The organism is Bradyrhizobium sp. BRP22, from assembly GCF_020194175.1.
Lineage (GTDB): Bacteria > Pseudomonadota > Alphaproteobacteria > Rhizobiales > Xanthobacteraceae > Bradyrhizobium.
In genome coordinates this window covers 24,484-48,981 of sequence record NZ_JADYVX010000046.1, presented here as the reverse complement: position 1 = coordinate 48,981, position 24,498 = coordinate 24,484, and the positions used below count along the sequence as shown (strand labels likewise).

22 protein-coding genes are annotated in these 24,498 nt (G+C 65.0%); 12 read left to right on the top strand and 10 right to left on the bottom strand.

Annotated elements, in window-relative coordinates; genetic code table 11:
- The first annotated feature begins 95 nt into the window (after nt 1-95).
- Nucleotides 96-1,313, top strand: coding sequence for an alpha-hydroxy acid oxidase (locus tag I6F35_RS35315; protein WP_225122248.1), 1,218 nt, complete (start codon nt 96-98; stop codon nt 1,311-1,313).
- 103 nt (nt 1,314-1,416) lie between these two features.
- On the opposite strand, the gene I6F35_RS35310 is transcribed toward I6F35_RS35315, so the two are convergent.
- On the bottom strand, nt 1,417-1,818 hold the full coding sequence (locus tag I6F35_RS35310; protein WP_225122247.1) for a DUF1330 domain-containing protein: 402 nt from the start codon (nt 1,816-1,818) through the stop codon (nt 1,417-1,419).
- A 134-nt stretch (nt 1,819-1,952) separates the two neighbouring features.
- On the opposite strand from I6F35_RS35310, the gene I6F35_RS35305 reads away from it, so the two are divergent.
- On the top strand, nt 1,953-2,903 hold the full coding sequence (locus tag I6F35_RS35305) for a DMT family transporter (protein WP_225122246.1): 951 nt from the start codon (nt 1,953-1,955) through the stop codon (nt 2,901-2,903).
- 136 nt (nt 2,904-3,039) lie between these two features.
- A complete protein-coding gene (locus I6F35_RS35300; RefSeq protein WP_225122257.1) occupies nt 3,040-3,975 on the top strand; it encodes a tripartite tricarboxylate transporter substrate binding protein in 936 nt (311 codons plus the stop codon).
- Between the two features lie 133 nt (nt 3,976-4,108).
- On the opposite strand, the gene I6F35_RS35295 is transcribed toward I6F35_RS35300, so the two are convergent.
- Nucleotides 4,109-5,794 (bottom strand): methyl-accepting chemotaxis protein, encoded by a 1,686-nt coding sequence (locus tag I6F35_RS35295; protein ID WP_225122245.1) that lies wholly within the window; start codon nt 5,792-5,794, stop codon nt 4,109-4,111.
- Nucleotides 5,795-6,037: 243 nt separating this feature from the next.
- On the opposite strand from I6F35_RS35295, the gene I6F35_RS35290 reads away from it, so the two are divergent.
- The 4 genes from I6F35_RS35290 (at nt 6,038) to I6F35_RS35275 (ending at nt 10,548) form a co-directional block, all read left to right on the top strand.
- Nucleotides 6,038-7,081 (top strand): C-terminal binding protein, encoded by a 1,044-nt coding sequence (locus I6F35_RS35290; protein WP_225122244.1) that lies wholly within the window; start codon nt 6,038-6,040, stop codon nt 7,079-7,081.
- A 141-nt stretch (nt 7,082-7,222) separates the two neighbouring features.
- Nucleotides 7,223-8,563, top strand: coding sequence for an extracellular solute-binding protein (locus I6F35_RS35285; protein ID WP_225122243.1), 1,341 nt, complete (start codon nt 7,223-7,225; stop codon nt 8,561-8,563).
- 139 nt (nt 8,564-8,702) lie between these two features.
- A complete protein-coding gene (locus I6F35_RS35280) occupies nt 8,703-9,659 on the top strand; it encodes a sugar ABC transporter permease (protein WP_225122242.1) in 957 nt (318 codons plus the stop codon).
- Nucleotides 9,652-10,548, top strand: coding sequence for a carbohydrate ABC transporter permease (locus tag I6F35_RS35275; RefSeq protein WP_225122241.1), 897 nt, complete (start codon nt 9,652-9,654; stop codon nt 10,546-10,548). Before I6F35_RS35280 ends, I6F35_RS35275 begins: the two co-directional genes overlap by 8 nt.
- A 3-nt stretch (nt 10,549-10,551) precedes the next feature.
- On the opposite strand, the gene I6F35_RS35270 is transcribed toward I6F35_RS35275, so the two are convergent.
- From I6F35_RS35270 to I6F35_RS35245, 6 genes are all read right to left on the bottom strand, one after another.
- Nucleotides 10,552-11,322 carry an energy transducer TonB gene (locus tag I6F35_RS35270; protein WP_225122256.1) on the bottom strand — a complete coding sequence of 257 codons (771 nt, stop codon included), beginning with the start codon at nt 11,320-11,322 and terminating at the stop codon, nt 10,552-10,554.
- Between the two features lie 220 nt (nt 11,323-11,542).
- Nucleotides 11,543-11,989, bottom strand: a complete 447-nt coding sequence (exbD, locus tag I6F35_RS35265) for a TonB system transport protein ExbD (protein ID WP_225122240.1) — start codon at nt 11,987-11,989, stop codon at nt 11,543-11,545.
- A 3-nt stretch (nt 11,990-11,992) separates the two neighbouring features.
- Nucleotides 11,993-12,724, bottom strand: coding sequence for a tonB-system energizer ExbB (exbB, locus tag I6F35_RS35260; RefSeq protein WP_225122255.1), 732 nt, complete (start codon nt 12,722-12,724; stop codon nt 11,993-11,995).
- Between the two features lie 89 nt (nt 12,725-12,813).
- Nucleotides 12,814-13,329, bottom strand: coding sequence for a heme utilization cystosolic carrier protein HutX (gene hutX, locus I6F35_RS35255; RefSeq protein WP_225122239.1), 516 nt, complete (start codon nt 13,327-13,329; stop codon nt 12,814-12,816).
- A gap of 10 nt (nt 13,330-13,339) precedes the next feature.
- Nucleotides 13,340-13,675, bottom strand: a complete 336-nt coding sequence (locus I6F35_RS35250; protein WP_225122238.1) for an antibiotic biosynthesis monooxygenase — start codon at nt 13,673-13,675, stop codon at nt 13,340-13,342.
- Nucleotides 13,676-13,860: 185 nt separating this feature from the next.
- Nucleotides 13,861-16,254: a TonB-dependent hemoglobin/transferrin/lactoferrin family receptor gene (locus I6F35_RS35245; protein WP_225122237.1), complete on the bottom strand. Its 2,394-nt coding sequence runs from the start codon at nt 16,252-16,254 to the stop codon at nt 13,861-13,863.
- Nucleotides 16,255-16,513: 259 nt separating this feature from the next.
- Here I6F35_RS35245 and I6F35_RS35240 point away from each other — a divergent pair, with 259 nt between their 5' ends.
- The 5 genes from I6F35_RS35240 to I6F35_RS35220 all read left to right on the top strand — a co-directional run bounded on the left by I6F35_RS35240 (nt 16,514) and on the right by I6F35_RS35220 (nt 21,032).
- Nucleotides 16,514-16,720, top strand: coding sequence for a hemin uptake protein HemP (locus I6F35_RS35240; protein ID WP_225122236.1), 207 nt, complete (start codon nt 16,514-16,516; stop codon nt 16,718-16,720).
- A 7-nt stretch (nt 16,721-16,727) separates the two neighbouring features.
- A complete protein-coding gene (locus I6F35_RS35235; protein WP_225122235.1) occupies nt 16,728-17,678 on the top strand; it encodes a hemin ABC transporter substrate-binding protein in 951 nt (316 codons plus the stop codon).
- Nucleotides 17,675-18,778 (top strand): iron chelate uptake ABC transporter family permease subunit, encoded by a 1,104-nt coding sequence (locus tag I6F35_RS35230; RefSeq protein WP_225122234.1) that lies wholly within the window; start codon nt 17,675-17,677, stop codon nt 18,776-18,778. The genes I6F35_RS35235 and I6F35_RS35230 overlap by 4 nt, the downstream gene beginning before the upstream one ends.
- Nucleotides 18,775-19,569, top strand: coding sequence for a heme ABC transporter ATP-binding protein (locus I6F35_RS35225; RefSeq protein ID WP_225122233.1), 795 nt, complete (start codon nt 18,775-18,777; stop codon nt 19,567-19,569). Before I6F35_RS35230 ends, I6F35_RS35225 begins: the two co-directional genes overlap by 4 nt.
- A gap of 107 nt (nt 19,570-19,676) precedes the next feature.
- On the top strand, nt 19,677-21,032 hold the full coding sequence (locus tag I6F35_RS35220; protein ID WP_225122232.1) for an esterase-like activity of phytase family protein: 1,356 nt from the start codon (nt 19,677-19,679) through the stop codon (nt 21,030-21,032).
- Between the two features lie 134 nt (nt 21,033-21,166).
- Here I6F35_RS35220 and I6F35_RS35215 read toward each other — a convergent pair whose 3' ends face one another.
- A complete protein-coding gene (locus I6F35_RS35215; RefSeq protein ID WP_225122231.1) occupies nt 21,167-22,840 on the bottom strand; it encodes a mucoidy inhibitor MuiA family protein in 1,674 nt (557 codons plus the stop codon).
- Nucleotides 22,841-23,185: 345 nt separating this feature from the next.
- Nucleotides 23,186-24,358: an acetyl-CoA C-acyltransferase gene (locus I6F35_RS35210; RefSeq protein ID WP_225122230.1), complete on the bottom strand. Its 1,173-nt coding sequence runs from the start codon at nt 24,356-24,358 to the stop codon at nt 23,186-23,188.
- Nucleotides 24,359-24,498: the final 140 nt, after the last annotated feature.

Here is a 24,498-nt window from a genome sequence, read left to right as displayed (position 1 = left end):
TTTTGATGTGTTTTCTTCGCGCGAACCGGTATCCACTTCGCTCGAAAACGCTCTAGAGTGCACAGCTCATCACGATAAGAACGGAAACGCCTGCTGTGCACGACAAGACGATCAGCCCGACCGCGCCGCCGCCGACCGTGACCCGCGCCCAAAGCGCAGTGCCGCGGCATCTGCGGCGCTATCTCACGCTTGATGATTTCGAGCCGGCCGCGCGCCGGCTGCTGCCGAAATTCCTGTTCGGCTATATCGACGGCGGCGCCGAGACCGATGCAGCCAAGCGCGACAACCGCAGGGCTTTCGAGGAATACGGTTTCGTGCCGCGCGTGCTCAAGGACGTCTCCGGCCGCGACCAGACCACGACCTTGTTCGGCAAGAGCTACGCCGCGCCGTTCGGCATTCCGCCGATGGGCTCGTCCGCGCTCTGCGCCTATCGCGGCGACATCGTGCTGGCGCGGGCGGCGGCGGCGGCGAACGTGCCGATGATCCTCTCCGCCTCCTCCCTGATCACGCTGGAAGATGTTCGCCGCGAGAACCAGGCCGCGTGGTACCAGGCCTATCTCGCCGGCGTCGACGCGCGCATCGAACCCCTCGTCGACCGTGTCGCTGCTGCCGGCTACGACACCTTCGTCGTCACCGCCGACGTGCCGGTGGCGCCCAACCGCGAGAACAACATCCGCAACGGCTTTCAGGTGCCGCTTGCGATCACGCCGCGCGTGTTCTGGGACACGATCACGCATCCGGACTGGCTGCTCAACACCTGGGCGCGCACGGTCCTCAATCACGGCATGCCGCATTTCGAGAACATGGACGCCCAGCGCGGCCCGCCGGTGCTTTCGAAAAACTTGATCCGCAACATCGGCGCCCGCGACCAACTCGCCTGGAAGCATGTCGAGCTGATCCGCAAGCGCTGGAAGGGCAGGCTGGTGGTCAAGGGCCTGGTATCGCCGGAGGATGCGCACATCGCGCGCGAGAGCGGCGTCGACGGCGTGATGCTCTCCAACCATGGCGGCCGCCAGCTCGACTACACGGTCTCCGCGCTGCGCACGCTGCCGGAGATCGCGGCCAAGGCCAACGGCATGACCGTGATGGTCGACGGCGGCATCCGCCGCGGCACCGATATCATCAAGGCCCTGGCGCTCGGCGCCGACTTCGTATGGGTCGGGCGACCATTTCTCTATGCCGCGGTGGCCGCCGGCGAAGCTGGCGTTACGCGCGCCATCACGCTGTTGCGCGAAGAGATCGACCGCGATCTCGCCCTGCTCGGCATCCGCTCTGTCAGCGAGATCACGCCGGACCTGGTGCGGAAGTTTTGATCGGCAGCCTCAGGCGTCATTGCGAGCGGAGCGAAGCAATCCATCTCTCCGCAAGCGGCGGGAATGGATTGCTTCGTCGCTGCGCTCCTCGCAATGACGGCGCCTAACCGACCTTGAACTTGCTGTACGCTTCTCTCGTCGCGATGATCACGTGCTCGGCGCAGCCGTCGCGACGGTGCGGATCGCAGAGATTTTCGTAGTCGGCCGAGGTCATCATGTCGATGAAGGCCGTGACGGTGGGATAATAGACCAGCGCCAGGTAGTCCCACTGGTTGCCGTCGGACCGGCCGAGCGCGACCGTCGAGGCATTGCCGGTCCAGAGCAGCGTGCCGCCGCGCGCCTTGATCATCGGTACCGTCAGCGCACTGTAGCGCAGATAGGCATCCCAGCCCGAGCCGTCGCCGTCGAGCGAACGTTCGCGAAAGCGCATCAGGTTCACCATCACGACCGGCTCCTGCGGCGCGAGCTTTGCCAGGCCTTCGATGTTCAAGAGGTCCACGCCCATGCGTCTCTCCAATGATTTCTTGCAGTTCAGCATCGCATATGTCGGGTCCATGACGCGCTGGCGGCAGCGTGCATGGCAGCATTCTTCCGGAGCGTCTTGTCGCGGCGCGAGAATCCGGCACAAGGTCGGGCAGCATGTCCGACCTCCGCGCCTTGCCGTCCGCATCCGCTCCTCAACGCCGCTCCGCGATCGCCTGGCTCAATAACCAACCCTATCTGCTGCTCAGCCTGACATCGCTGTTCTGGGCCGGCAACATCGTGATCGCGCGCTATGTCGGCAATCACCTGCCGCCGCTGACGCTGTCCTGCCTGCGCTGGTCCGGCACCTTCCTCATCCTGCTGCCCTTTGCCTGGCCGCATCTGAGGCATGACTGGCCGGCGCTGCGTGCCCGCCTGCCGCTGCTGCTGTTGCTCTCGCTGACCGGCTTCGCCTTCAACAATGCGATCTCCTACTGGGGACTGCAGTACACCCAGGCGCTGAACGCGCTCCTGATCCAGTCGGCGGGGCCGCTGTTCGTGGCGCTGTGGGCCCTGGTGCTGTTCGGCGTGCGGCTGACCGCCGCGCAGTTTGCCGGCATCACCCTCTCGCTGGCGGGCGTGCTCACCATCATCCTGCGCGGCGATCTCGGCGCGCTGGCCTCCATCAGCTTCAACCGCGGCGATGTGATGCTCGCCTCCGCGCTATTGTCATTCGGACTGTATTCCGCGCTGATGATGCGGCGCCCCGTGACGCACCCGATCTCGCTGATCACGTTCACCACCGGCTGCGGCGCCTTGATGCTGGTGCCATTCTCGATCTGGGAATATCTGACGGGCGCCACGCTCAAGTTCGACGCGCTGACGCTGGGAACGCTGGCCTATGTCCTGATCTTCCCGTCGGCGCTGGCCTATCTGTTCTTCAACCGCGGCATCGTGCTGATCGGACCGAACCGGGCTGCGCCGTTCTTCCACTTGGTACCGGTGTTCGGCTCGGCGATGGCGATCTTCCTGCTCGGCGAGACGCTGCAACCGTTCCACCTCATCGGCTATGCGCTGGTGCTGGCCGGCGTCGTGATCGCCTCACGGACTGGCTCGGCGAAACGGTGAATGCGGCCTCGCAACGCCTTCCGCTTTGAGCCGCGACCGGGTAGTTTCCGCGGCAACCAACGACCCAGAACCACAACGAGGAAACGACGGCATGATCTCGGGACTGAAACACCATTGGCGCGTTGCGGCGGCATCCATGGGACTCGCGCTGCTATCCGGCGCGGCCGCGGCGCAGGCGCCGGGCTATCCGAACCGCAACATCACGCTGGTGCTGCCGTTTGCGGCCGGCAGCGGCACCGACACCACCACGCGACTGATCTCGAAGGAGCTCGGCGTTGCGCTCGGCGTCCCCATGGTGATCGAGAACAAGGCCGGCGCCAACGGCTCGATCGCCGCGAACTATGTCGCCCGCTCCGCACCTGACGGCTATACGCTGTTCGTGACGACCAACACGACGCACTCGGCCAATCCCTATCTGCTCAAGAGCATGAGCTACGACCCGATCAAGGACTTCACGCCGATCGCGCGCACCGGCGATCTGCCGTTCATGCTGGTGATCAATCCGGACATCCCGGCCAATTCAGTCGCCGAACTGATCGCGCTCGCCAAGAAGGAGCCGGGGAAATACTCCTACGCCAGCGGCAGCTCGTCGGCCATCGTATCGGGCGCGACCTTTGCCCGCCTCGCCGGCATCGATCTGTTGCATGTCCCCTACAAGAGCTCGCCGCCCGCGCTCACCGACGTGATCGCCGGCCGTGTCTCCATGATGTTCGTCGACGTGCCGACCGGCCTGCCGCATGTCAATGCCAAAGCCCTGAAGGCGCTGGCAGTCACCACGAAGCGGCGCTCGGCGCTGCTGCCGGAATTGCCGACCATGGACGATACGGTGAAGGGCTTCGATATCACCTCGTGGCAGGGCTATCTCGGCCCGGCCAACATGCCCAGGGATATCGTGGTCAAGCTGAACGCCGAGATCCGCAAGGTGATCGAGCGGCCCGACATCAAGAGCCAGCTCGCCGAACGCGGCATGGAGGCGTTTTCGGGTACATCGGAGGAATTCGACGCATTCCTGAAAGAGCAGCTCGTGCTCTGGGAACGGCTGATCACCGACGCCGGAATCGAGAAACAGTAGCTGCGAAGGCTGGGCAAAGCTCGCTCAGCTCGTCATTGCGAGGAGCGCAGCGACGAAGCAATCCATGCCTCCACAAGCGGTGAGATGGATTGCTTCGCTTCGCTCGCAATGACGCGGAGATAACGCACCAAGATTACGCCGCCCGCACCTTTGCCAGGAACTCGTCGACCGCGTTGCGGAGCATGCCGGACTGGGTGTCGAGCTCGCGGGCGTTCGACAGCACGTCGGAGGCCGCGGTGCCGGTGGCGGCGGCGGCCGTGGTGACGCCGCCGATATGGGTGGAAATCTCGCTCGAGCCCGCCGCGACCTGCTGGATGTTGCGCGCGATCTCGCGCGTCGCATCGCCCTGCTGGTCGACCGAGGTCGAGATGCTGGCGGTGATCTCGCTCATCTGCGCGATGGTCTCGGTGATGCCGCCGATCGAGGCGACCGCCTCCGTGGTGGAGGCCTGCATGGCGGCGACCTGGGCGGAGATCTCCTCGGTCGCTTTCGCGGTCTGGTTGGCAAGCGCCTTCACTTCGGAGGCGACCACCGCAAAGCCGCGGCCGGATTCGCCGGCGCGGGCGGCTTCGATCGTGGCATTGAGCGCGAGCAGGTTGGTCTGCGCAGCGATCGAGTGGATCAGCTTCACCACCTCGCCGATCTTCTCCGCGCCGGTGGAGAGCGCCTGCACGGTGGCGTTGGTGCGCTCGGCATCGGCCACGGCCCTGCTGGCGATCTCGCTGGAGCGCGCGACCTGGCGGGAAATCTCGGTGACAGAGCTCGACAGTTCCTCGGCCGCGGCGGCAACCGTGCCGACATTGTTCGAGGCGCTCTCGGAGGCCGCGCTGACGGTCGCAGCCCGCGCGCTGGCGTCGCTTGCGGTCGACGTCATCGATTGCGCCGTCGTCTGCATGCCGGCCGCAGCGGTGGCGACCGAACGGACGACGCCGGTGATGCTGCGCTCGAAATCGTTGGCGATATTCTCCATCGCGGCACGGCGCTCGGCTGCGGCACGCGACTGCGTCTCCGCTTCCGCCTGCTCGAGACTGCGGATCCGCACCGCATTGTCCTTGAAGATCTGCACGGTCGCCGCCATGGCGCCGATCTCGTCGCCGCGGCCGACACCGGGGATGTCGCCGTCGAGCTTGCCGTCGGCGAGTTCCTGCATCCTGGTGCCGAGCTGGCCGAGCGGCCTGGTGATGCTGCGGCCGATCAGCCAGGCGATCGAGCCGGAGATGATGGCGATGCCGACGATCGAGAGGGCGAGCAGCCAGGCGATCGGCGCCAGTTTGGCGTCGATATCGTCGATATAGGCGCCGGTGCCGAGATACATGTCGAAGCCGGGAACGGCGACCGCATAGCCGATCTTGCGGATCGGCTTCTGCTCGCCGGGCCGCACATATTCGTAGGTGAGGAGGATCTCGCCGTTCGCCTTCACGCCATCCATCAATTCGCGGGACAGCTTGCGGCCGTTGGTGACCACGTCCATGCGGTTGGTGCCGATCTGCTTGGGATCGGGCGCAAGGATGGTGATGCCATCATAGGAGGTGCCGAACAGGTAGCCGGAGCCATTGTCATAGGTCATGGAGTTGCCGCGCTTGCCGAGTTCGGCCAGCGCCGCCTCCTTGGTCATCCGCCCGGCATCGACCTCCTTCTTCAGGCCTGCCGCCATGTTTTTAGCCATCTCGACCATCGCCTTGGTCTGGTCGATGCGCGCATTCATCATTTCGCGCTGCATCAGATGGCCCGCGAGGACGCCGGCGGCGCAGAGGCCAAGAATGGTCACCCCCACCAAAATGCCGAGTTTGGGGGTGATCTTGAGGTTGGTCAGCTTCACAGGGCGTCTCCGGGAATGGCGCACTTGCATGATTGGCGGATTGATTCGGTCCAGCGTAATGTGAGAGCCTTTAGCGTCAGGTTACGAAGCCTCTCCGTAAAAGCCCGGGAAAGCTGCGCTTCAAGGCAGCCGGGAACGGGTGCGGAGCGAGCTTCAGCGCGTAAAGACGCGGCAGCGACGACTTGTCGCGGCCGACAGACGGCCGAAGAATCAACAACCGAAGACTCAAATCGGGAGCAGGAGATGTCGAAGTTCAGGGTGGTGACGCCGAAGGGCGCAAGCTTCACGGTGGCCGGCGGCGGCTACGACTATGAGAAGGAAGCGCTCGATCCGATCGGCGCCGAGATCATCGAGGCCCCCGCCAACGAGACCGAGTTCATCGCCGCCGCCAGGACGGCGGACGCGATCTACGCCAAGGGCATGCCGATCACCAAAGCGGTCATCGATGCGCTCGAGAACTGCAAGGTGATCACGCTCGGCAGCGTCGGCGTCGACAGCGTCGACGTCAAGGCGGCAACCGCCCGCGGCATCCCCGTCACCAACATCCCCGACACCTTCATCGAGGAGGTCGCCGACCACGCGATGATGCTGCTGCTCGCCGGCTTCCGCCGCCTGGTCGAGCAGGACAAGATGGTGCGCGAGGGGCGCTGGGCCGAGGGACGTCCGGCGCTATTGAAGATTCCGCGCCTGATGGGGCAGACGCTTGGCTTCATCTCGTTCGGTCGCGTGGCGCGCGCGGTGGCGAGGCGCGCCGCTCCGTTCGGCCTCAGGATGATCGCCTATGATCCGTTCATCCAGGAAACGCTGATGTCGGAACACAATGTGCTGCCGGCGACGCTGTCGGAGGTGCTGTCGCAATCCGACTTCGTCTCGATGCATGCGCCGGCGCGGCCCGAGGTGCATCACATGCTCACCGAGAAACACTTCCGGCAGATGAAGAAGAGCGCGATCTTCATCAACACCGGACGCGGCGCCACGGTCGACGAGGAAGGGCTGATCAAGGCGCTGCAGGAGGGCTGGATCGCGCATGCCGCGCTCGACGTGCTGGAGAAGGAGCCGCCGTCGCACAACAATCCCCTGCTCCGCATGGACAACGTCACGCTGACCGCGCATGTCGCCTCCGCATCGGCACGTTTCGACGAGGCGCGCAAGCGGCGCGTGGGCTACGAATTGTCACTGGTGCTTTCCGGGCTGTGGCCGGTAAGCTGCGTCAATCCGTCGGTGCTGCAGAACACCTCGCTCCGGCGCTGGCAGCCTGTCAGCATGGATCGCGGCCCGAACAGCTAGCCGGCCGGGAACGCGCGTTTCCCGCAATGCGGGAGCTGCGCGGGGCAAAAGTCTCGAAGCGATCGTTTCGGTCCCGTCAGGGACCGGAGCTCACGTTCACCGGTGAATAACGCCGGGAACGTCAAAACAAGGGAGGAGACTATGGGGAACGACCTCACTCGTCGTGACGCGTTGGCGCTCGGCCTCTCGGCCGCGGCGCTGGCGGCGACCGGCGCCTCGGCGCAATCAACCGAGTCCAAAGTCAAGGCGGCCGACGTCGCCGCACCGTCGCTGCCGATCGAGAAGGGCGCGAGCCTGCGGATGCTGCGGCCGGTCCGCTTCGTCAAGACCGACGAAGACGTGTTCCGCGCCAACGCCGCCAAGTTCACCGAGAAGGTGGGCGTCGAGATCAAGGTCGATTTCGTCGGCTGGGAGGACATCAACCAGCAGACCGCGGTGACCGCGAATTCCGGCGCCGGCCCCGACATCATCATCGGCTTCATGGACGCGCCGCATATCTATGTCGACAAGCTGATCGAGCTCAGCGATGTCGCCGAATATCTCGGCAAGCGCTATGGCGGCTGGCAGACGCTGGCCCAGAAATATGGCAAGCGCGCCAAGAGCAATTCATGGATCGGATTGCCGTTCGGCGCCAGCAGCGGACCGCTGGTCTATCGCAAGTCGGTGCTGCAATCGGTCGGCTACGACAAGGTGCCGGAAGACCATGCCGGCGTGCTGGATGTCTGCCGCAAGCTGCAGAAGGCAGGCAAGCCCGCGGGCTTCGCGCTGGGCAACGCCGTCGGCGACGGCAACGGCTTTGCCAACTGGATCCTGTGGTCGCACAATGCATGCCTGCTCGACGAGGAAGGCAATGTCACCATCAACAGCAAGGAGACGGTGGCCGCGCTCAAATATCTGAAGGAACTGTATCCGACCTTCATCGCGGGCACGCCGTCCTGGAACGACGTCTCCAATAACCGCGCCTACTCGTCGCAGGAAATCGCGCTGACCGCCAACGGCGTCTCGCTGTATTTCTCGCTGAAAAACGACCCGGCGACCGTCGCGATCGCCGAGGATACCGAGCATCAGTTCCTGCCGAAGGGCCTCGCAAGCTCCACGCCGATGGCCGGCCTGACGCTGAACGCCATGGTGTTCAAGCACAGCCCCTATCCGAACGCCGCCAAGGCCTTCCTGCAGTTCATGATGGAGAAGGAACAGTACGAGCCCTGGCTGAACGCCAACAGCGGCTACTGGGCGCAGCCGCTCGCGGCCTATGCCGATGCAGCCGTGTGGTCCGGCGATCCCAAGGTCAAGATCTTCAAGGACACCATGAAGAGCCAGTACTACGCCGGCTACAAGGGCCCGATCTCGACCGCGACCGGCGCCGTCAATGCCGACTACGTGCTGGTGCAGATGTGTGCGTCGGTCGCCACCGACGCAGCCACGCCGGAGGCTGCCGCCGCGGAAGCCGAGCGGCGCTGCAAGCGGTACTTCCGCCGGTGATCGTGCTTTGGCCGCTCTCTGTCATTCCGGGATGGTGCGTAAGCACCAGACCCGGAATCTCGAGATTCCGGGCTCGATGCTGCGCATCGCCCCGGAATGACGTCGTCAAGTAACTGACACTGTGGAGGACAAGTCCCTGATGTCCGTGACCACACTGTCTCCCCGAGGCGTCGCCCTGCGGCAGCCGAACTGGTTCGCGCGCCTGCTCGACTACAAGCCGTTCCTCATCATCGTGTGCCTCGCACCGGCGATCGGGCTCCTGACCGTGTTCCTCACCTATCCGCTCGGGCTCGGCGTCTGGCTCGCCTTCACCGACACCACGATCGGGCGGCGCGGCATCTATGTCGGGCTGGAGAACTTCCAATATCTGCTCAGCGATCCGCTGTGGTGGGGCGCGGTGTTCTACAGCGTGTTCTACACGGGCGTCGCGACCTTCGGGAAATTCGCACTCGGCTTCTGGCTGGCGCTCCTGCTCAACAACCACTTTCCGTTCAAGAGCCTGCTCCGCGCCATCGTGCTGTTGCCATGGATCGTGCCGACCGTGCTGTCGGCGCTGGCGTTCTGGTGGATCTACGATCCGCAATTCTCGATCATCTCCTATCTGCTGGTCGACGTGCTGCACCTGCGCACGACCAATGTCGACTTCCTCGGCTCGGCCTGGCCGGCGCGGTTCTCGCTGATCGCAGCCAATATCTGGCGCGGCATCCCGTTCGTCGCGATCTCGCTGCTGGCCGGCCTGCAGACCATCTCGCCCTCGCTCTACGAGGCAGCGATGCTGGACGGCGCCTCGGCCTGGCAGCGCTTCCGCTACATCACCTTCCCGATGATGATGCCGATATTGGCTATCGTGATGACGTTCTCGATCATCTTCACCTTCACCGATTTCCAGCTCGTCTACGCCATCACCCGCGGCGGGCCGGTGAACTCCACGCACCTGCTCGCGACGCTGGCGTTCCAGCGCGGCATCGCCGGCGGCGAACTCGGCGAGGGCGCGGCGATCGCGGTGTCGATGGTGCCGTTCCTGGTGTTCGCGACACTGTTCAGCTATTTCGGCCTGGCCCGGCGCAAATGGCAGCAGGGAGAGAGCGATGACTGACGCCGTCGCGCAACCAACCAAGGTCGCAAGCGCAACCCCCGACACCATGGCCTGGGACTCCCGCGCGCGGCGGATGATGATGATCTACCTGCCGCTCGCCTGCTTCGTCATCATCCTGCTGTTCCCGTTCTACTGGATGGCGGTGACCGCGTTCAAACCGAACGCCGAGCTCCTGAACTTCAAGGAGCACAACCCGTTCTGGATCTCCTCGCCGACGCTGGCGCACATCCAGCACCTCCTGTTCAACACCGCCTATCCGCGCTGGCTGAAGACGACGATGCTGGTCGCGATCGGCTCCACCTTCCTGTCGCTGCTCGCGAGCACGCTCGCGGCCTACGCCATCGAGCGGCTGCGCTTCCGCGGCAGCCCCTATGTAGGACTCGGCATCTATCTCGCCTACCTAGTGCCGCCGTCGATCCTGTTCATTCCGCTCGCCACCGTCGTGGTGCAGTTCGGCCTGTTCGACAGCCCGCTCGCGCTGATCCTGGTCTATCCCACCTTCCTGGTGCCGTTCTGCACCTGGCTTCTGATCGGCTATTTCAAGTCGATTCCCTATGAGCTCGAGGAATGCGCGCTGGTCGACGGTGCGACGCGGCTGCAGATCCTGCGCCGGATCACGCTGCCGCTCGCGGTGCCCGGCCTGATCTCCGCCGGCATCTTCTCGTTCACGCTGTCGTGGAACGAGTTCATCTACGCGCTCGCCTTCATCCAGAGCAGCGCCAACAAGACCGTGCCGGTCGCGATCCTGACCGAGCTCGTCTCCGGCGACGTCTATCAATGGGGTGCGCTGATGGCGGGGTCGCTGCTCGGCTCGTTGCCGGTCGCGATCTTCTACTCGCTGTTCGTGGACTACTACGTGTCTTCGCTCACCGGCGCGGTGAAGGAATAGGGTTCATCTCAGTCCGAACGACACTGGCATGTTGAAGCTCATCGAAGCCTGCTTCATGTCGGGAGGGAAGGGAGGAAACGGTTGGGCGCGGCGAATCGTTGCCAAACTCTCCGCGTCGAGCGCCGCATGGCCGGAAGATCCAGTCAGCCTGCTCGCGAGCACTTGGCCGTTGCGCCCGAGAGTGAAAGTCAATCGGGCAACACCTTGATGGCTCGCCGCCTTGGCATCCGGCGGATACTGCTTAAAGCGCCTCAGATGCGCCTCCACCAGCCGATTGTAGGAGGCGATCGCCGCTGCCGAAGCTCCGCTGCTGACGGCGGAGGCGGTCGGGCCCTGGCGCTCGACCCGTGGTGATGCGGTGGTGCGCGGCGCCGGCGGCGCCTCTGTCGGCTTCTTGGCGTCAGGGCGGACCACCTTCGGCTTGACCGGCGCCGGCTTGTGTTCAGGGACGGCTTTACCAGGCTCGGGCGTCGGCGGCGTCGGCTGTATCTTTTGCTCCGGCGGCGCCACGACGTCCGCTTTCTCTTGCAGTGGCGTCGGTGGGATCAGCTCTTCCACTGCCTGTTGCTGCACCGGTTCGGGCGGCGAGGCGTCGGCTGTCTGCATCACCGGGCCCGGTGCGAGGTCCAGCGGGGTCGGTTGCGGTGCGGAGGTGGCTGGCGCCATATCCACCATGATCGCGGGCGTGGTCACGCCGGGCGGCGGCGCGCGATGCCAGTTGATGCCGAGCGTAATCAGCGCCGCGTGCGCGGCAAGGATCGCCAACGCGGATATTCCCCAGCGCCGCAGCGTGGAATCGTCTGTGACGTCATGGAGCGCGAACGCGTTCACTTCACCCTACCGCTTGCGGGGGGCGGTCGGCGCGCAAGCACCGGATCGGGGCTCTCTCCACTCGGGAAGTCCCAATGCGGAGACACCCTCACCCCAACCCTCTCCCGCAAGCGGGAGAGGGAGCGCAACTCCCACGGATGCGTCCGACCCGATCTCGTCATGTTCAGTTGCGGCCGTCGAGGCCGACCAGCGCGATCTTGAGATAGCCGGCGTTGCGGAGCAGGTTCATCACCTCCATCAATTCACCATAGCTCACCGCCTTGTCGGCACGCACGAAGATGCGCTCGTCCTTGCGGCCCTTGGTGGCGCTGTCGATGGTCGTAGTGAGTGCGTCGCGTGCGACGATGTCCTCGCCGACGGCGACCGAGAGGTCGGGTTTCACGGTGACGAACACCGGCTTGTCCGGACGCGGCTGCGGCTCGGCGGTGCTCGCAGGCAGGTCGACGCCGAGGTCGACGGTCGCAAGCGGGGCTGCGACCATGAAGATGATGAGGAGCACCAGCATGACGTCGATGAAGGGTGTGACGTTGATCTCATGCGCCTCGACGAGATCGTCCTCAGCGCGAAACCGTCCGCCCCCAGCACTGCCCGCTCCGAGTCTCGCGCCCATCATTCACTCCGCGGCGCGGGCGAGCCGAAACAGGCCGCGGTCGCCCTCGCGGCTGACCAGGAGCAGCACCATGGCGCAGGCATCGCCGAGCAGCGCGCGATGGGCGGCGATCGACCGCGTCAGGTGATTGTAGATCACGACCGCGGGAATCGCGGCCACGAGGCCCAGCGCAGTCGCGAGCAGCGCTTCGGCAATGCCCGGCGCGACCACGGCAAGGTTGGTCGTGTGCGCCTCGGAGATGCCGATGAAGGAATTCATGATGCCCCAGACCGTGCCGAACAGGCCGACAAAGGGCGCGGTGGCGCCGATGGTCGCGAGCACGCCGGTGCCGCGCGCGATCTGCCTGGACATCGCGGCCTCCACCCGCTCCAGCCGAAGCGCTGTGCGCTCCTTGAAGCCGTCGTCGAACACCCCGCCGGAAAGGCTCGCCTCGCGCGCCGCAGACTGGATGATCTGCGCCACCGCGTCGTCGCTGCCGCGGCTTGCCTGCTCCACCTCGGCAAGCACCGTATCCTTCTCGAGCAGGCGCAGGCGCTCTCGTGCCAACGCCGTCTTGCGCCGGATCTCGATGGTCTTCGCCAGCCAGATCGTCCAGGTCACCAGCGAAGCAAAGGCCAGCCCGACCATCACCGCCTTCACGACGATGTCGGCGCTTTGGAACATGCCCCAGGGCGACAGGTTGCGTGGCAACAGTGCGTTGTCGTCGGCGGCGAAGCAAGCGGCCGGCCACAGCATTGCGCCGGAAGCGATCAGCGCCGTGGGGATCGGGCGCCGGCGAAGTCCATCGAGCCATGTTTGCATGATCGCCTCCCGGCGTTGCTTCCTCAGGCCGCGCCCTTGGGCGCGATCCGGTCCGCGAGGCTGCGGAAGCGCTGGAGCTGGTCGCCACGCAGCGCGCGGGCCTCGTCGCGGCCGACGAACACCTTGAACATGATGCCACCGTCGACATTGATGAAGGCGATGAAGGCCGACGACTTGCCCATGAAGGGGCGTTCGACGAATGCGATCGCCCCGCAACGGTCGTGGCGGAGATGGCCGTGCAGGCCCTTCGGCTGCATCAGGTTGAAATAGCCGCGGCCGATTTCGCCGGCCGGTATCGAGCCTGTGAATTCGAAGATGGCATCGTCGGTGTGGACGATCAGCGTCACCTCGCCCCAACCAGCGATGTCCTGCATGGCGGTGGCGAATTCGCCGCCCGCACCGATCCGCACCATCTCGCCCGGCAGCGCCTCGATCACCGCGCGCGGCGAGACTTTTCGCTCGCGCGCGATGTCCTCGATGACGGCGCCGGGATTGGCGGCCATATACGTTCTGAGATCGGAGAGCTCCGTACTCGACATGGCGGCCTCCTTACGCCGCAGCGCTCGCCTTGCGTTCGGTCTGGATCACCTCGAAGCCTTCGAACTTGGGATGACCGAGATAGAGGCTCTCGCCGGTCTTGTTGTCGGCACGGGCATGCGCGCGACGGAATTCCTCCGAACGCGTCCAGGCTTCGAAGGCGGCCTTGTCGACCCAGGTGGTGTGCGACGAATAGAGCGTGTGATCCTCGGCCTCCGGCCCCTTCAGCAGGTGGAATTCGACAAAGCCCGGCAGGTTGCCGAGATAGGATTCCCGGGTGGCCCAGACGGTCTCGAACGCCTGCTCGGCACCCTTCTTCACCTGGAAACGGTTCATGGCGATAAACATTGTCGAATTCTCCTTTTAGGTTCGCGGCGCTGTGCCGCTTGTCAGGTTTTCGGCGCTGCGCCGTACGCAGCCTGCCGGTTAAGTCGGCTGAAAACAAGAACGCGCCGAGCCGCGCTGGGGCATCAGCACGGCCGGTAGCGCGAATGATGGTGACGGCCCTCCCGTCACGGCTTCCGGTTCCTCGATCAGGTTCCTCCGAAGTGGTATCTGAGGCCGCCCTTGAACACGATGCCCGGTCCTGCGCTGGCCCATTTGACGTCGTTCTGCGTATCGCCCGTTGAGCCGACCGGAATGGCATAGGGCCGGTAATATTGATCCAGGAGGTTTTCGACCGAGAAGTTGAGCACCAGATCGCGCGTCGGCGTGTAGGCCACATAGAGGTTCACGAGATCGTAAGACGTCGCCGGGGTGAAGTTCGGCGGAATATTGTTATTGGCCTGGGCCGACGTCCACATCGCGGAGATCACCAGCGTGTTGTCGAACAGGCGTACACCGGCCGTCGTGGTGATCTTCTGCGGCGGGATGCTGTAGAGCCCAAGGCCGGTCTGGAGGTTCTTGCCCTGCAGATAGCTCCCGGCAATGCCGACGAACCAGGTTCTGGCATCATACATGGTCTCGGCTTCGAAACCCTGGATTCGGGCCTCGGCGATGTTCTGGTACTGCACGAAGGGCAGCACGGTGATGCGCGGTGCAGGCGGCGGACCGGTCGGAACCACCAACGGAGGTCCGTACGACACCAGATCGATGTAGTCCTCGATATCGTTGCGGAAGACGTTGAACTTGCCGCGGATGCTGTCGCCGGGCACGAACAGATCGTTCTTCTTGAGGTTGAAGCCGATCTCCTTGTTCTTGCCGACCTCGGGCTTCAGGTTCGGATTGGGCACGAAGCAGAATGTCGAATCGGCGCCGGGTCCGGGCGTGCCCGACGGACAGCGGAAGAACGAGTCGTTGATGGTGGCGCCGGAATGCGGGCCGTTGACGAGCGTCTCGGTGATCGACGGCGCGCGATAGCCTTCCGCATAGCTGGCATAGGGCGTCAGCATCGCGGCGGGCAGCAGCCCGACCGTGATCTTCGGCGACAGGCGGTCGCCGCTCGAGGACGTCGTCCCCGATTCCAGCTGGTAATTGTCGTAACGCAGCGCCGAGATGGTCTCGACCAGGTTCTGGTAATTGGCCTTCCACTGCACGAAGCCGCCGGACACCGTGCGCCGGCCGCCCGGGGTCGTCACCTCCGCCGTGCCGGTCCTGTCGTTCGTGCTCACCTCGTCCTGGAACGCGTCAAAGCCGTAGGTGATGGCATGATGCCAATCCATCAGGTCGAAACGTGAGGTGTTGTGAACGTCGACGCCGAACGTATCCAACAGATAGCCGCGATTGCTGCCGATGCAGCCGGAGACGGCGTTGCCGGGCACGCCGCCGCAGAACGCCGACGGCGTCGCGCTGGTGTGCGCGGTCTTGATCTGGTCGTTCTCGGTACGATTCCAGTAGACCTTCGCATCCCAGTCGAACAACCGGTCGTCAGGCTGCGAATAAGTCCAGCCTAGCGTCGTCGTGTAATTCTTCACGTTGCTCGCGTAGATCGACGTGCCGGAAAGATTGTTGGTGCCGTTCGGGTTGGTCGAGTTGGGATCGCCTGCGCGGCGCGCCGGCTGACCGACGCTGTAGATGTCTTCCTGGAAGATGGTGCCGAGCTTGACTTCGTGTCCGTCGGCCGGGCGCACCGTCAGCTTGGCGATGCCACTGGAGAGCCGGTTGCCGGTATTGGCGACTTCAAACCCGGTGCCGTCCTTGTAGTTCTCCTGCGTGCTGTAGGTGCCGCCCGCGAACACGTCGACATTGGGATTGACGTGAACGCCGCCGAAAACCGAGGTGAGCCAGCGCCCCTCATTGCTGCCGAACACATTCTTGTAGTCAACGCCCCAGCGCTCACCGGGACGCACCACGTCCTCGATGTCCTTGGTGCGGAACGAGGCCACGCCGCCGATCGCGCCGGAGCCATAGATGTTCGCCGTCGGGCCACGCACGATGTCGATGCTGCTGATCAGCTCCGGATTGAGAAAGAACGAGCCGTTCGCGAAGTGACCGGTGCGCTGATAATTCTGCCGGGCACCATCGACTACAACGGCGACGCGGCCGAAATCCTGCAGGCCGCGGATGTTGATCGACGTCGACGGCTCGTCGCCGCGGTCCTGCACCCAGACGCCGGGCAGATTGTAGAGGAGATCGCCGATCGTTGAGGGCTGGCGGCCCTGGATCTGCTCGAGCGTGACGACGCTGACCGGGGCGAGCGCGTCGATCGCGCGCTCTTCCGTCCTGGATGCGGTGACCGTGAGGGTATCGAGCGACTGCACCGGCGTGCCACCGATCTGCGCACGCGCGTTCATCACAGGCGCAGCCACCTGCTGTTCGACTTTGGGCTTCGCCGGCTTGCGCTTCGCCTGCTCGGCGCGCTCCGACGCGCGACCAGCCGGCTGAGCGTCCGCAGTCTGGGCGAACCCGGAGTCCGAAAGCAACAACCCGATCGAAATCACCGACGCGCCCAAAATGAGGGCGCGCGAAATCCTAGCCCCGTCAGCCATACTGCCCCAATCCAAAGATCTGCTTTTGGGTCTGGCTGGCGTGCGCTCACCAAATGATGCGAGCGGCTTGCTGGCTACCAAAATACACAGCGCGGGCCCCCGCCCGCATCACGTTCATCTTCGTTACGTTGCGGTAACAAAGTGGTCAATAACGGCACGAAGCAGTTTATATCGATTGTAAACTGCGGCGATTGGATTGCAGCATGGGCCAACTATACAAACAGCCATCAGAAAACGTTCGGGGCGCAGCAAAGAGGATATGGCGGCAACTTCCGGAGACAGTATCGAAGGCGCCGGAGGGCGCGCGGGAAGTGCCTCGCCTGCCGTGAGAAGCCTCTCTATGACCGGCAACCGGATCGACAGCCGCGATCTGTTCCAGAGCGAGCGGGAGATCATGATCGCGCATGGCGAAGAGATCTACCGGCTGCGGCTGACCTCGCAGAACAAGCTGATCCTGACCAAGTGATCCCTTGATGGCAATTTGTCGCACGCTCGCAGTCCTGCTGATCGCCAGCCTCCTGCCTATCGAGACGGCACCTGCCGCGAGCACCACCGTCCACGATGCGCGCGACCGCGACGTCATCATCGACAATCCTTCGCGGATCGTCTCGATCGGCGGGGCGATCACCGAAATCCTCTATGCGCTCGGCTTCGAGGACCGCGTTGCCGGCGTCGATGCCACCAGCCTCTATCCGGCCGCCGCGCTGCGCGACAAACCCAATGTCGGCTATATGCGTCAGCTCTCGCCCGAAGGTGTGCTCGGACTCAACCCCTCGCTGGTGCTGGCGGTGCAGGGCTCGGGGCCAAAGGAGACCATGGACGTGCTGGAAGCCGCCAAGGTGCCGCTGGTGCTGGTGCCCGAGACATTCTCCGAGCAGGGATTGCTCGACAAGATCAAGCTGGTCGGCCACGCCATGGATGCCGATCCGCGCGCCGAATGCCTGTCCACCGCCGTCGCGCATGACCTCGCGCAACTGCGCGAATTGCGCGCCAAGGTGACGAAGCCGGTGCGGGTGATGTTCGTGATGTCCCTGCTCAACGGCCGCGCCATGGCGGCGGGCCAGAAGACCGCGGCGAACGAGATCATCCAGCTCGCCGGCGGCATCAATGCGGTCGAAGGCTATGACGGCTACAAGATCATCAGCGACGAGGCGATCGTCGCCGCCAAGCCCGACGTCGTGCTGTCGATCCAGCGCGGCAAGGATTCGCTGGAGGCCGAAGCGATCTACCTGCATCCGGCCTTCGCGCTGACGCCGGTTGCGGCGAACAAGAGCTTCATCTCGATGGAAGGGCTTTATCTGCTCGGCTTCGGGCCGCGCACCGCGGCCGCAGCGCGCGACCTCTCGACGAAGCTCTATCCGGCGCTGGCGCCGCAAGCGGAGAAATTCGTGCCCGCGGCGCTGACGGCGAATTGCCGGCAATGAGCGCCTTGGCGGACGCGCGTGGCGGGACTTCCGATCGTCACGGCAAGCGCTCGCTGCGCCCGTCGGCATCGCTGACGCTGCTCTGCCTTTGCGCCGCTCTCGTCGTCACCGCGCTCATTGCAGTGACATTGGGTGCCGCCGGCATCCCCCTCGCCCGCCTTCCTGCCGCGCTCGGCCTCCTGTGGAGCGATGGCGCGACGAGCCCGCTGATTGCGCGCGACCAGCTCGTGCTGTGGTCGATCCGGATTCCGCGGATCGTCGCCGCCGCGATGGTCGGCGGCCTGTTGGCGGCGTCTGGCGCGATCATGCAGGGCTTGTTCCGCAATCCCCTCGCCGACCCCGCGCTGGTCGGCGTCTCCAGCGGCGGCGCCTTTGCAGCCGCCGCCGCGATCGTCTTCACCGACAGCCGCATCGGCGAGAGCGTTCGCTTCATGCAGCACCAATTGCTGCCGCTGGCGGCGTTCGCCGGCTCGCTGGTGACGACCATCATCCTCTACAGCATCGCGAGCCGCGCCGGGCGGACGTCGATTGCGATCTTCCTGCTGGCAGGAATTGCGATCGCAGCAATTGCGAATGCCGGCATCGGGCTTCTGGTGTTCATCGCCGATGACCGCCAGCTCCGCGACATTACGTTCTGGATGCTGGGCTCGATGAGCGGCGCGACCTGGAGCAAGATTGCCACGCTCGCGCCGGTGCTCGCCGTTGCGCTGGTCGCATGCCTGTCGATCGCGCGCGGGCTCGATGTGCTGGTGCTCGGCGAGGCCGAGGCGTTTCACAGCGGCGTCGACGTCGAGCGATTGAAGCGGATCTCCATCATCCTGGTTTCGGCCATGACCGGCGTCGCGGTCTCCGTGTGCGGCGTCGTCGGCTTTGTCGGCATCGTGGTGCCGCATCTGTTGCGGCTCGTGATCGGGCCGGCGCACCGGCTGCTGCTGCCGGCGTCCGTGCTGCTGGGCGCTGTGCTCCTGGTCGGCGCCGACACGATGGCGCGCACGATCGTGGCGCCCGCGGAAATGCCGATCGGCATCCTGACGGCAGCGGTAGGCGCGCCGTTCTTCCTCGCCATCCTGCTGCGGCAGCGCAGCCTGGTTTCGCTATGACACCGGTGCTGCAGGCGAGATCGGTCTCGGTGGTGATCGGCGGCGCCACGCTGGTCGATGCCGTCGATATCAGCGTCAATCCGGGCGAGATGATCGCGGTCGTCGGGCCGAACGGCGCCGGCAAGTCGACGCTCTTGCGCATGCTGTCCGGCGACATCACGCCGACGCGCGGCACCGTCGAACTGAAGCAGCGCGCGCTCCGCGCCTATCCGCCGCGCGAACTGGCGCGGCATCGCGCCATGCTGTCGCAGCACGTCAACGTCACCTTCCCGTTCACGGTGGAGGAAATCGTCTACATGGGCGCGGGCGACAGTTCGCGCGCGACGGCGGCACCGCTGGTCGAGTCCGCGCTGGACGAAGTCGGACTGAGGGGTTTCCGCCATCGGCAATTGCCGACGTTGTCCGGCGGCGAACAGCAGCGCGCGCATTTCGCCCGCGTGCTGGTGCAGCTCGCCTGCGGCGAAGCGCTCAACGGCCCCGGCCTGTTGCTGCTGGACGAGCCGACTTCGAGCCTCGACCTCCGCCACCAGATCGATCTGGTCGAGACCGCGCGCCGGCGTGCGCAGAACGGCACCGCCGTGATCGCGATCCTGCACGACCTCAACCTCGCGGTGCGCTTTGCCGATCGGCTCGTTCTCCTGCATCGCGGCCGGCTCGCCGTCGACGGCGGCCGCAGCGAAGCGATGACCGCCGAGATGATCCGCACCATCTTCGAGGTCGATGCTGCGATAGCCTATACCGACGGCGGCATTCCTTTCCTGCTGCCGCAGACGATGCGACCGGTGACGTAACGTCGCAGGCATATCCAGCGCCAATCGCCCACCGTCACGAAACTGTCAGCGCCATGTAACACGCGCCTCCCAGAACTCCGCGGCGTTTATCTTCAGGGGAGATCAACATGCGCAAATCACTGCTCTGCTCCGTCGCGTCGATCGTGCTGCTCTCGGGAGCCGCGTTCGCGCAAGGCGAAGGCGAATATCCGGCGACCCTCAAGGGCCACGCCGTGCTTCCGGCCGAAAGCTTCATCGAGGCGCCCGCCGATGCACCGAACGATCTCAAGACCTCCGGCAAATACACCACCGGCCGCCGCGTCGACGCCGCCGGCACCGTGATGGGCAAGTCCTACGAGCGGCCGACCGGCGTCTCGCTGCCGTTCAAGGGCCAGCCGCTGCAGGGCCATTCCGGCGTCAAGGTGATGGCGGACGGCACGTTCTGGGTGCTCACCGACAACGGCATGGGCTCACGCTACAACTCGGCCGATTCGATGCTGTACCTGAACCGGCACAAGATCGACTGGGCGAGCGGCAAGATCGAACGTCAGGAGACGATCTTCCTGCACGATCCCGACAAGAAGGTGCCGTTCCGCATCGTGCATGAGGACACTGCGAAGCGCTATCTCACCGGCGCCGATTTCGACACCGAAGGCTTCCAGATCGTCGGCGATACCTTCTGGATCGGCGACGAGTTCGGGCCCTACGTGATCAAGGCCGACAAGACCGGCAAGGTGCTGGCGGTGTTCGACAGCGTCGCCGACGGCAAGCCGGTGCGCTCGCCCGATCACTGGTCGGTGCAGTCGCCGGGCGCGCCGGGCGCGAGCTACACCACCGTCAACCTGCGCCGCTCCAAGGGCTATGAGGGCTTTGCGTCCTCGAAGGACGGCAAGTTCCTGTATGGCCTGCTCGAGGGTCCGCTATGGGACGCCGAGAAGAAGGACTGGGAGAAGGTCGACGGCAAGGAAGCCTCGCGCATCCTCGAATTCGACGTCGCGAACGAGAAGTTCACCGGCCGCTACTGGCAATATGTGTTCGAGCAGAACGGCAACGCCATCGGCGACTTCAACATGATCGACGGCACCGCCGGCCTGATCATCGAGCGCGACAATGGCGAAGGCACCGCGGACAAGGCCTGCCCGCAGGGACAGCGCGGCGAGAACTGCTTCCCGGATCTGGCCAAGTTCAAGCGCGTCTACAAGATCGAGCTCTCCGACGCCAATGTCGGCAAGCCCGTGCGCAAGGTCGCCTATATTGACCTGATGAAGATCCGCGATCCCGACAAGAAGGCGAAGAAGCCGCTGAATGACGGCGTGCTGACCTTCCCGTTCTTCACCATCGAGAACGTCGACAAGGTTGACGACACCCACATCATCGTCGGCAACGACAACAACCTGCCGTTCTCCTCGAGCCGCGACCCCAACAAGGCCGACGACAACGAGTTCGTGCTGCTGGAAGTCGCTGACTTCCTGAAGGCGAAGTAACTGTCTCCTCGCCGTCATCGCCCGGCTTGGCCGGGCGATCCAGTATCCCGCCGCTGTCGTTGTGCAAGACAACCGCCGCCCGCGGCTTACTGGATGCCCCGCCTGCGCGGGGCATGACGGCGGAATTGCGGCCTTCACCCCGCCGGCGTCATCACGACGCCCTTGTCCTTGGGCCAGCGGATGCGCCAGGCGAAGTTGATGTCCTTGAGCTCGCCAGGTTTCGCATCGAACGTCCATTGCAGCACGCCGCGCCTGTCGCGCAGATTGGTCGCGGTCGGCGCCGTGGTCTGCGGCAGCATCTCGACGACGATCTCCTCGTTCTCGCTGACCGGGAGCTGATCCTCGATTGCGACACGGATCGGGAAATCATGGCCATTGCGCACGCTGGTCTTGAACGAGCGTTCGTCGGTCTTCGACGTCGTCACGATCAGGCCGGCCGAGCCTTCGTTACGCCTGACCACCGAGCGCTCGATCTTGATCTTGTCGTCGGCGCCGAAGCCGAGCCGCACGATTTCGTCCTTGCCGGCGGAGGCGATCTTGCCCCGGCCGACGAACGTGCCGTCGCGATAGATCGCGACGCGGCCGGGTAGCAGCGGCGCGTCCTCGGCTTGCTTGAAGCTCGCCTCAAGGAACGCCGTCGGGTCGAGCACTGGCGCCGAGCGGATTGTCAGTTCGGGTGCGATCACACTGCTGGTGATGCGCAAGCTCTTCGCACCTTCGCTGGCACCGAGGCTGACGCGACCGGGAATCTTGAAGGTGGCCTGGAAGTCGCCGATCTCGGCCACCGCCTGCTGCTCGTCGGCGCGCTCACGCTGATCGAACGCGTCGGCGGCCTTTGCAGCCGGTGCCGAACGCAGTGCGGGTGCGGGCCGCGCCAACTCCGACACAGCGCCCGGCATCGGCAGCGGACGCGGCGGGGGCGGATACTGCACAAGCAGCGAATTCAGCTCCGGCGCGCTGCCGCCGCGGGCAATGCGCACCGTGGAGACGCCGAGCGCGACATTCGACCAGTCCTCGCCGGTCGACTGCGTGATCTCGGCACGGCGCACCAGTTCGAGCGAGGGTTTTCGATCTTTGGCGCCGGTATCGAGCCGCGCGTCGTAGATCGGCGTCCAGCGCGCATTGCGCACCGAATAGGTGACGCGCAGGGTGGCTGTCGTCGCGGCCGCGGCGGCAAGATCAATGCGAACCTCGAGCCTGCTCGGCGGCTTGGCCGCGCGGTCGGATTCCAGCCGCGCGATCTCGCGGTCGATGTCGCGCTGCTTGCGCTCGGCCTCGCGGACCGTGGTATCGGCGATCGCGATCTCCTCGGAAACCCCGGCGAAGGCGGCGCGCCATTCGGACAGCGGCCGCGCCTCGCCCTTGTCACCGATGCCGACCGGAGCAGCCTCCGCAAAACGCGCGGCGAACTGGCGGCGCGCCTTGGCGGCATCGATCGCCCCTTGCAGATTGGCGCGCTCGTCCTTCAGCGCCTCGATGCGTTTGTCGAGCTCGGGCAGATTGACCGGCGGCGCCGCACGCGGCGGCCGCGCGTCGATCGCGCCGATCGTGAGCCTGGCGCCCGCCTCGCCCTCGACACGCAGCGAGGATGGATCGAGCGACAGCGGGAAATCCTTGGCGACCAGCGTGCTGTCGCCGGACGGCAGATCGAGCGTGATGAGGCGGGTGACGCTCGCACCATCGGGATAGACGGTCACCGCATCCACCGTCGATGAGGCATCGACGTCAGCCGCACGCGCCGGCAAAGCGGCAAGCGCGGTGACCAGCACCAGGCTGGTGGTGACAAGACAATTGGCAATCAAACGCATCGGATCCCTTTCCTGCATTGCGCGCAAACTCCACCCTGTCGGGCACAATGGCTGATGTCACACCCCCATCGGTGGTGAGACGCAGCGAGAAAAGAACGGGTTCGATTGCGGAGCGATGAAGGTGGCAACAGCGAACCTGCGGTATCGGATTGCGCAGACACATCCACCGTCGTCATGCCCCGCGCAGGCGGGGCATCCAATACGCCGCAGCCTCTCAGCAAAACGCTGCCGTCTCTGGAATACTGGATCGTCCGCCTTCGCGGACGACGACAGCGGAGGGGAGGCAAAAAAAGCACGGCGCTGGGAGCGCCGTGCTTCGTTCATGTGACGTTCAGCCGAGAAGGTTCAGCTATAGATCTCGAACAGCCCGGCGCCGCCCTGGCCGCCGCCGATGCACATCGTCACCACGCCCCACTTGGCCTTGCGACGGCGACCTTCCTGCAGGAGGTGGCCAGTGAGGCGCGCGCCGGTCATGCCGAAGGGGTGACCGATCGCGATCGAACCGCCGTTGACGTTGTACTTCTCGGGATCGATGCCGAGCTGATCGCGGCAGTACAGGCACTGGCTGGCGAAGGCTTCGTTGAGCTCCCAGAGGTCGATGTCGTCGATCTTGAGGCCATGCCGCTTCAGGAGCTTCGGCACCGCAAAGACCGGACCGATGCCCATCTCGTCAGGCTCGCAGCCGGCGGTCGCCCAGGCGACGAAGCGGCCCAGCGGCTCCAGGCCGCGCTTCTCGGCGTCCTTGGCTTCCATCAGCACCACGGCCGCGGCGCCGTCGGAGAGCTGGCTGGCATTGCCGGCGGTGATGTACTTGCCCGGCCCCTTCACCGGCTCGAGCTTCGCGAGGCCCTCGATCGTGGTATCGGGACGATTGCACTCGTCGCGATCGACGACATAGTCCTTGATGCTCTCTTCCTTCGTCACCTTGTCGACCACTTTCATCTGGGTCTTCATCGGGACGATCTCGTCCTTGAACTTATTGGCCTGCTGCGCGGCGGCCATGCGGCGCTGCGACTCCAGCGAGAACTCGTCCTGGTATTCGCGGCTGATCTTGTAGCGGTCGGCGACGATGTCGGCGGTATCGATCATCGCCATGAAGATGTCGGGCGCGGTCTTGAGCAGCTCGGGATCCACCGACTCCTTCGGCGTGCCGCCGCCTGGAATCGAGATACTCTCGACGCCGCCGGCGACGATGCATTCGGCGCCGTCGGAACGGATCGAGTTGGCGGCCATCGCGATGGTCTGCAGGCCCGAGGAGCAGAAGCGGTTCACGGAGACGCCGGCGGTCGACTTCGGCAGGCCGGCAAGCAGCGCGGCCTGGCGGCCGATATTGGGCGCGCCATGGGCGCAATTGCCGAGATAGCAGTCCTCGACATAGTCCTTGTCGACGCCGGCGCGCTCGACGGCATGCTTGATGGCGTGCGCCGCCAGCGACATCGGCGGAGTGATGTTGAATCCACCGCGGGCGGACTTCGCCAGCCCCGTGCGCGCATAGGAAACGATAACGGCTTCACGCATTGTGTTTTCTCCCTTTTCGGACGGCCTGATATGACCGGTCTTGGCCCATTCGTACACGGATTTTGTCGAGTGCCAAACGACAAACGCCGCCTCCGGTGGCGGAGGCGGCGTCATGTTCCGCAGATCGGAATATGTGGGCC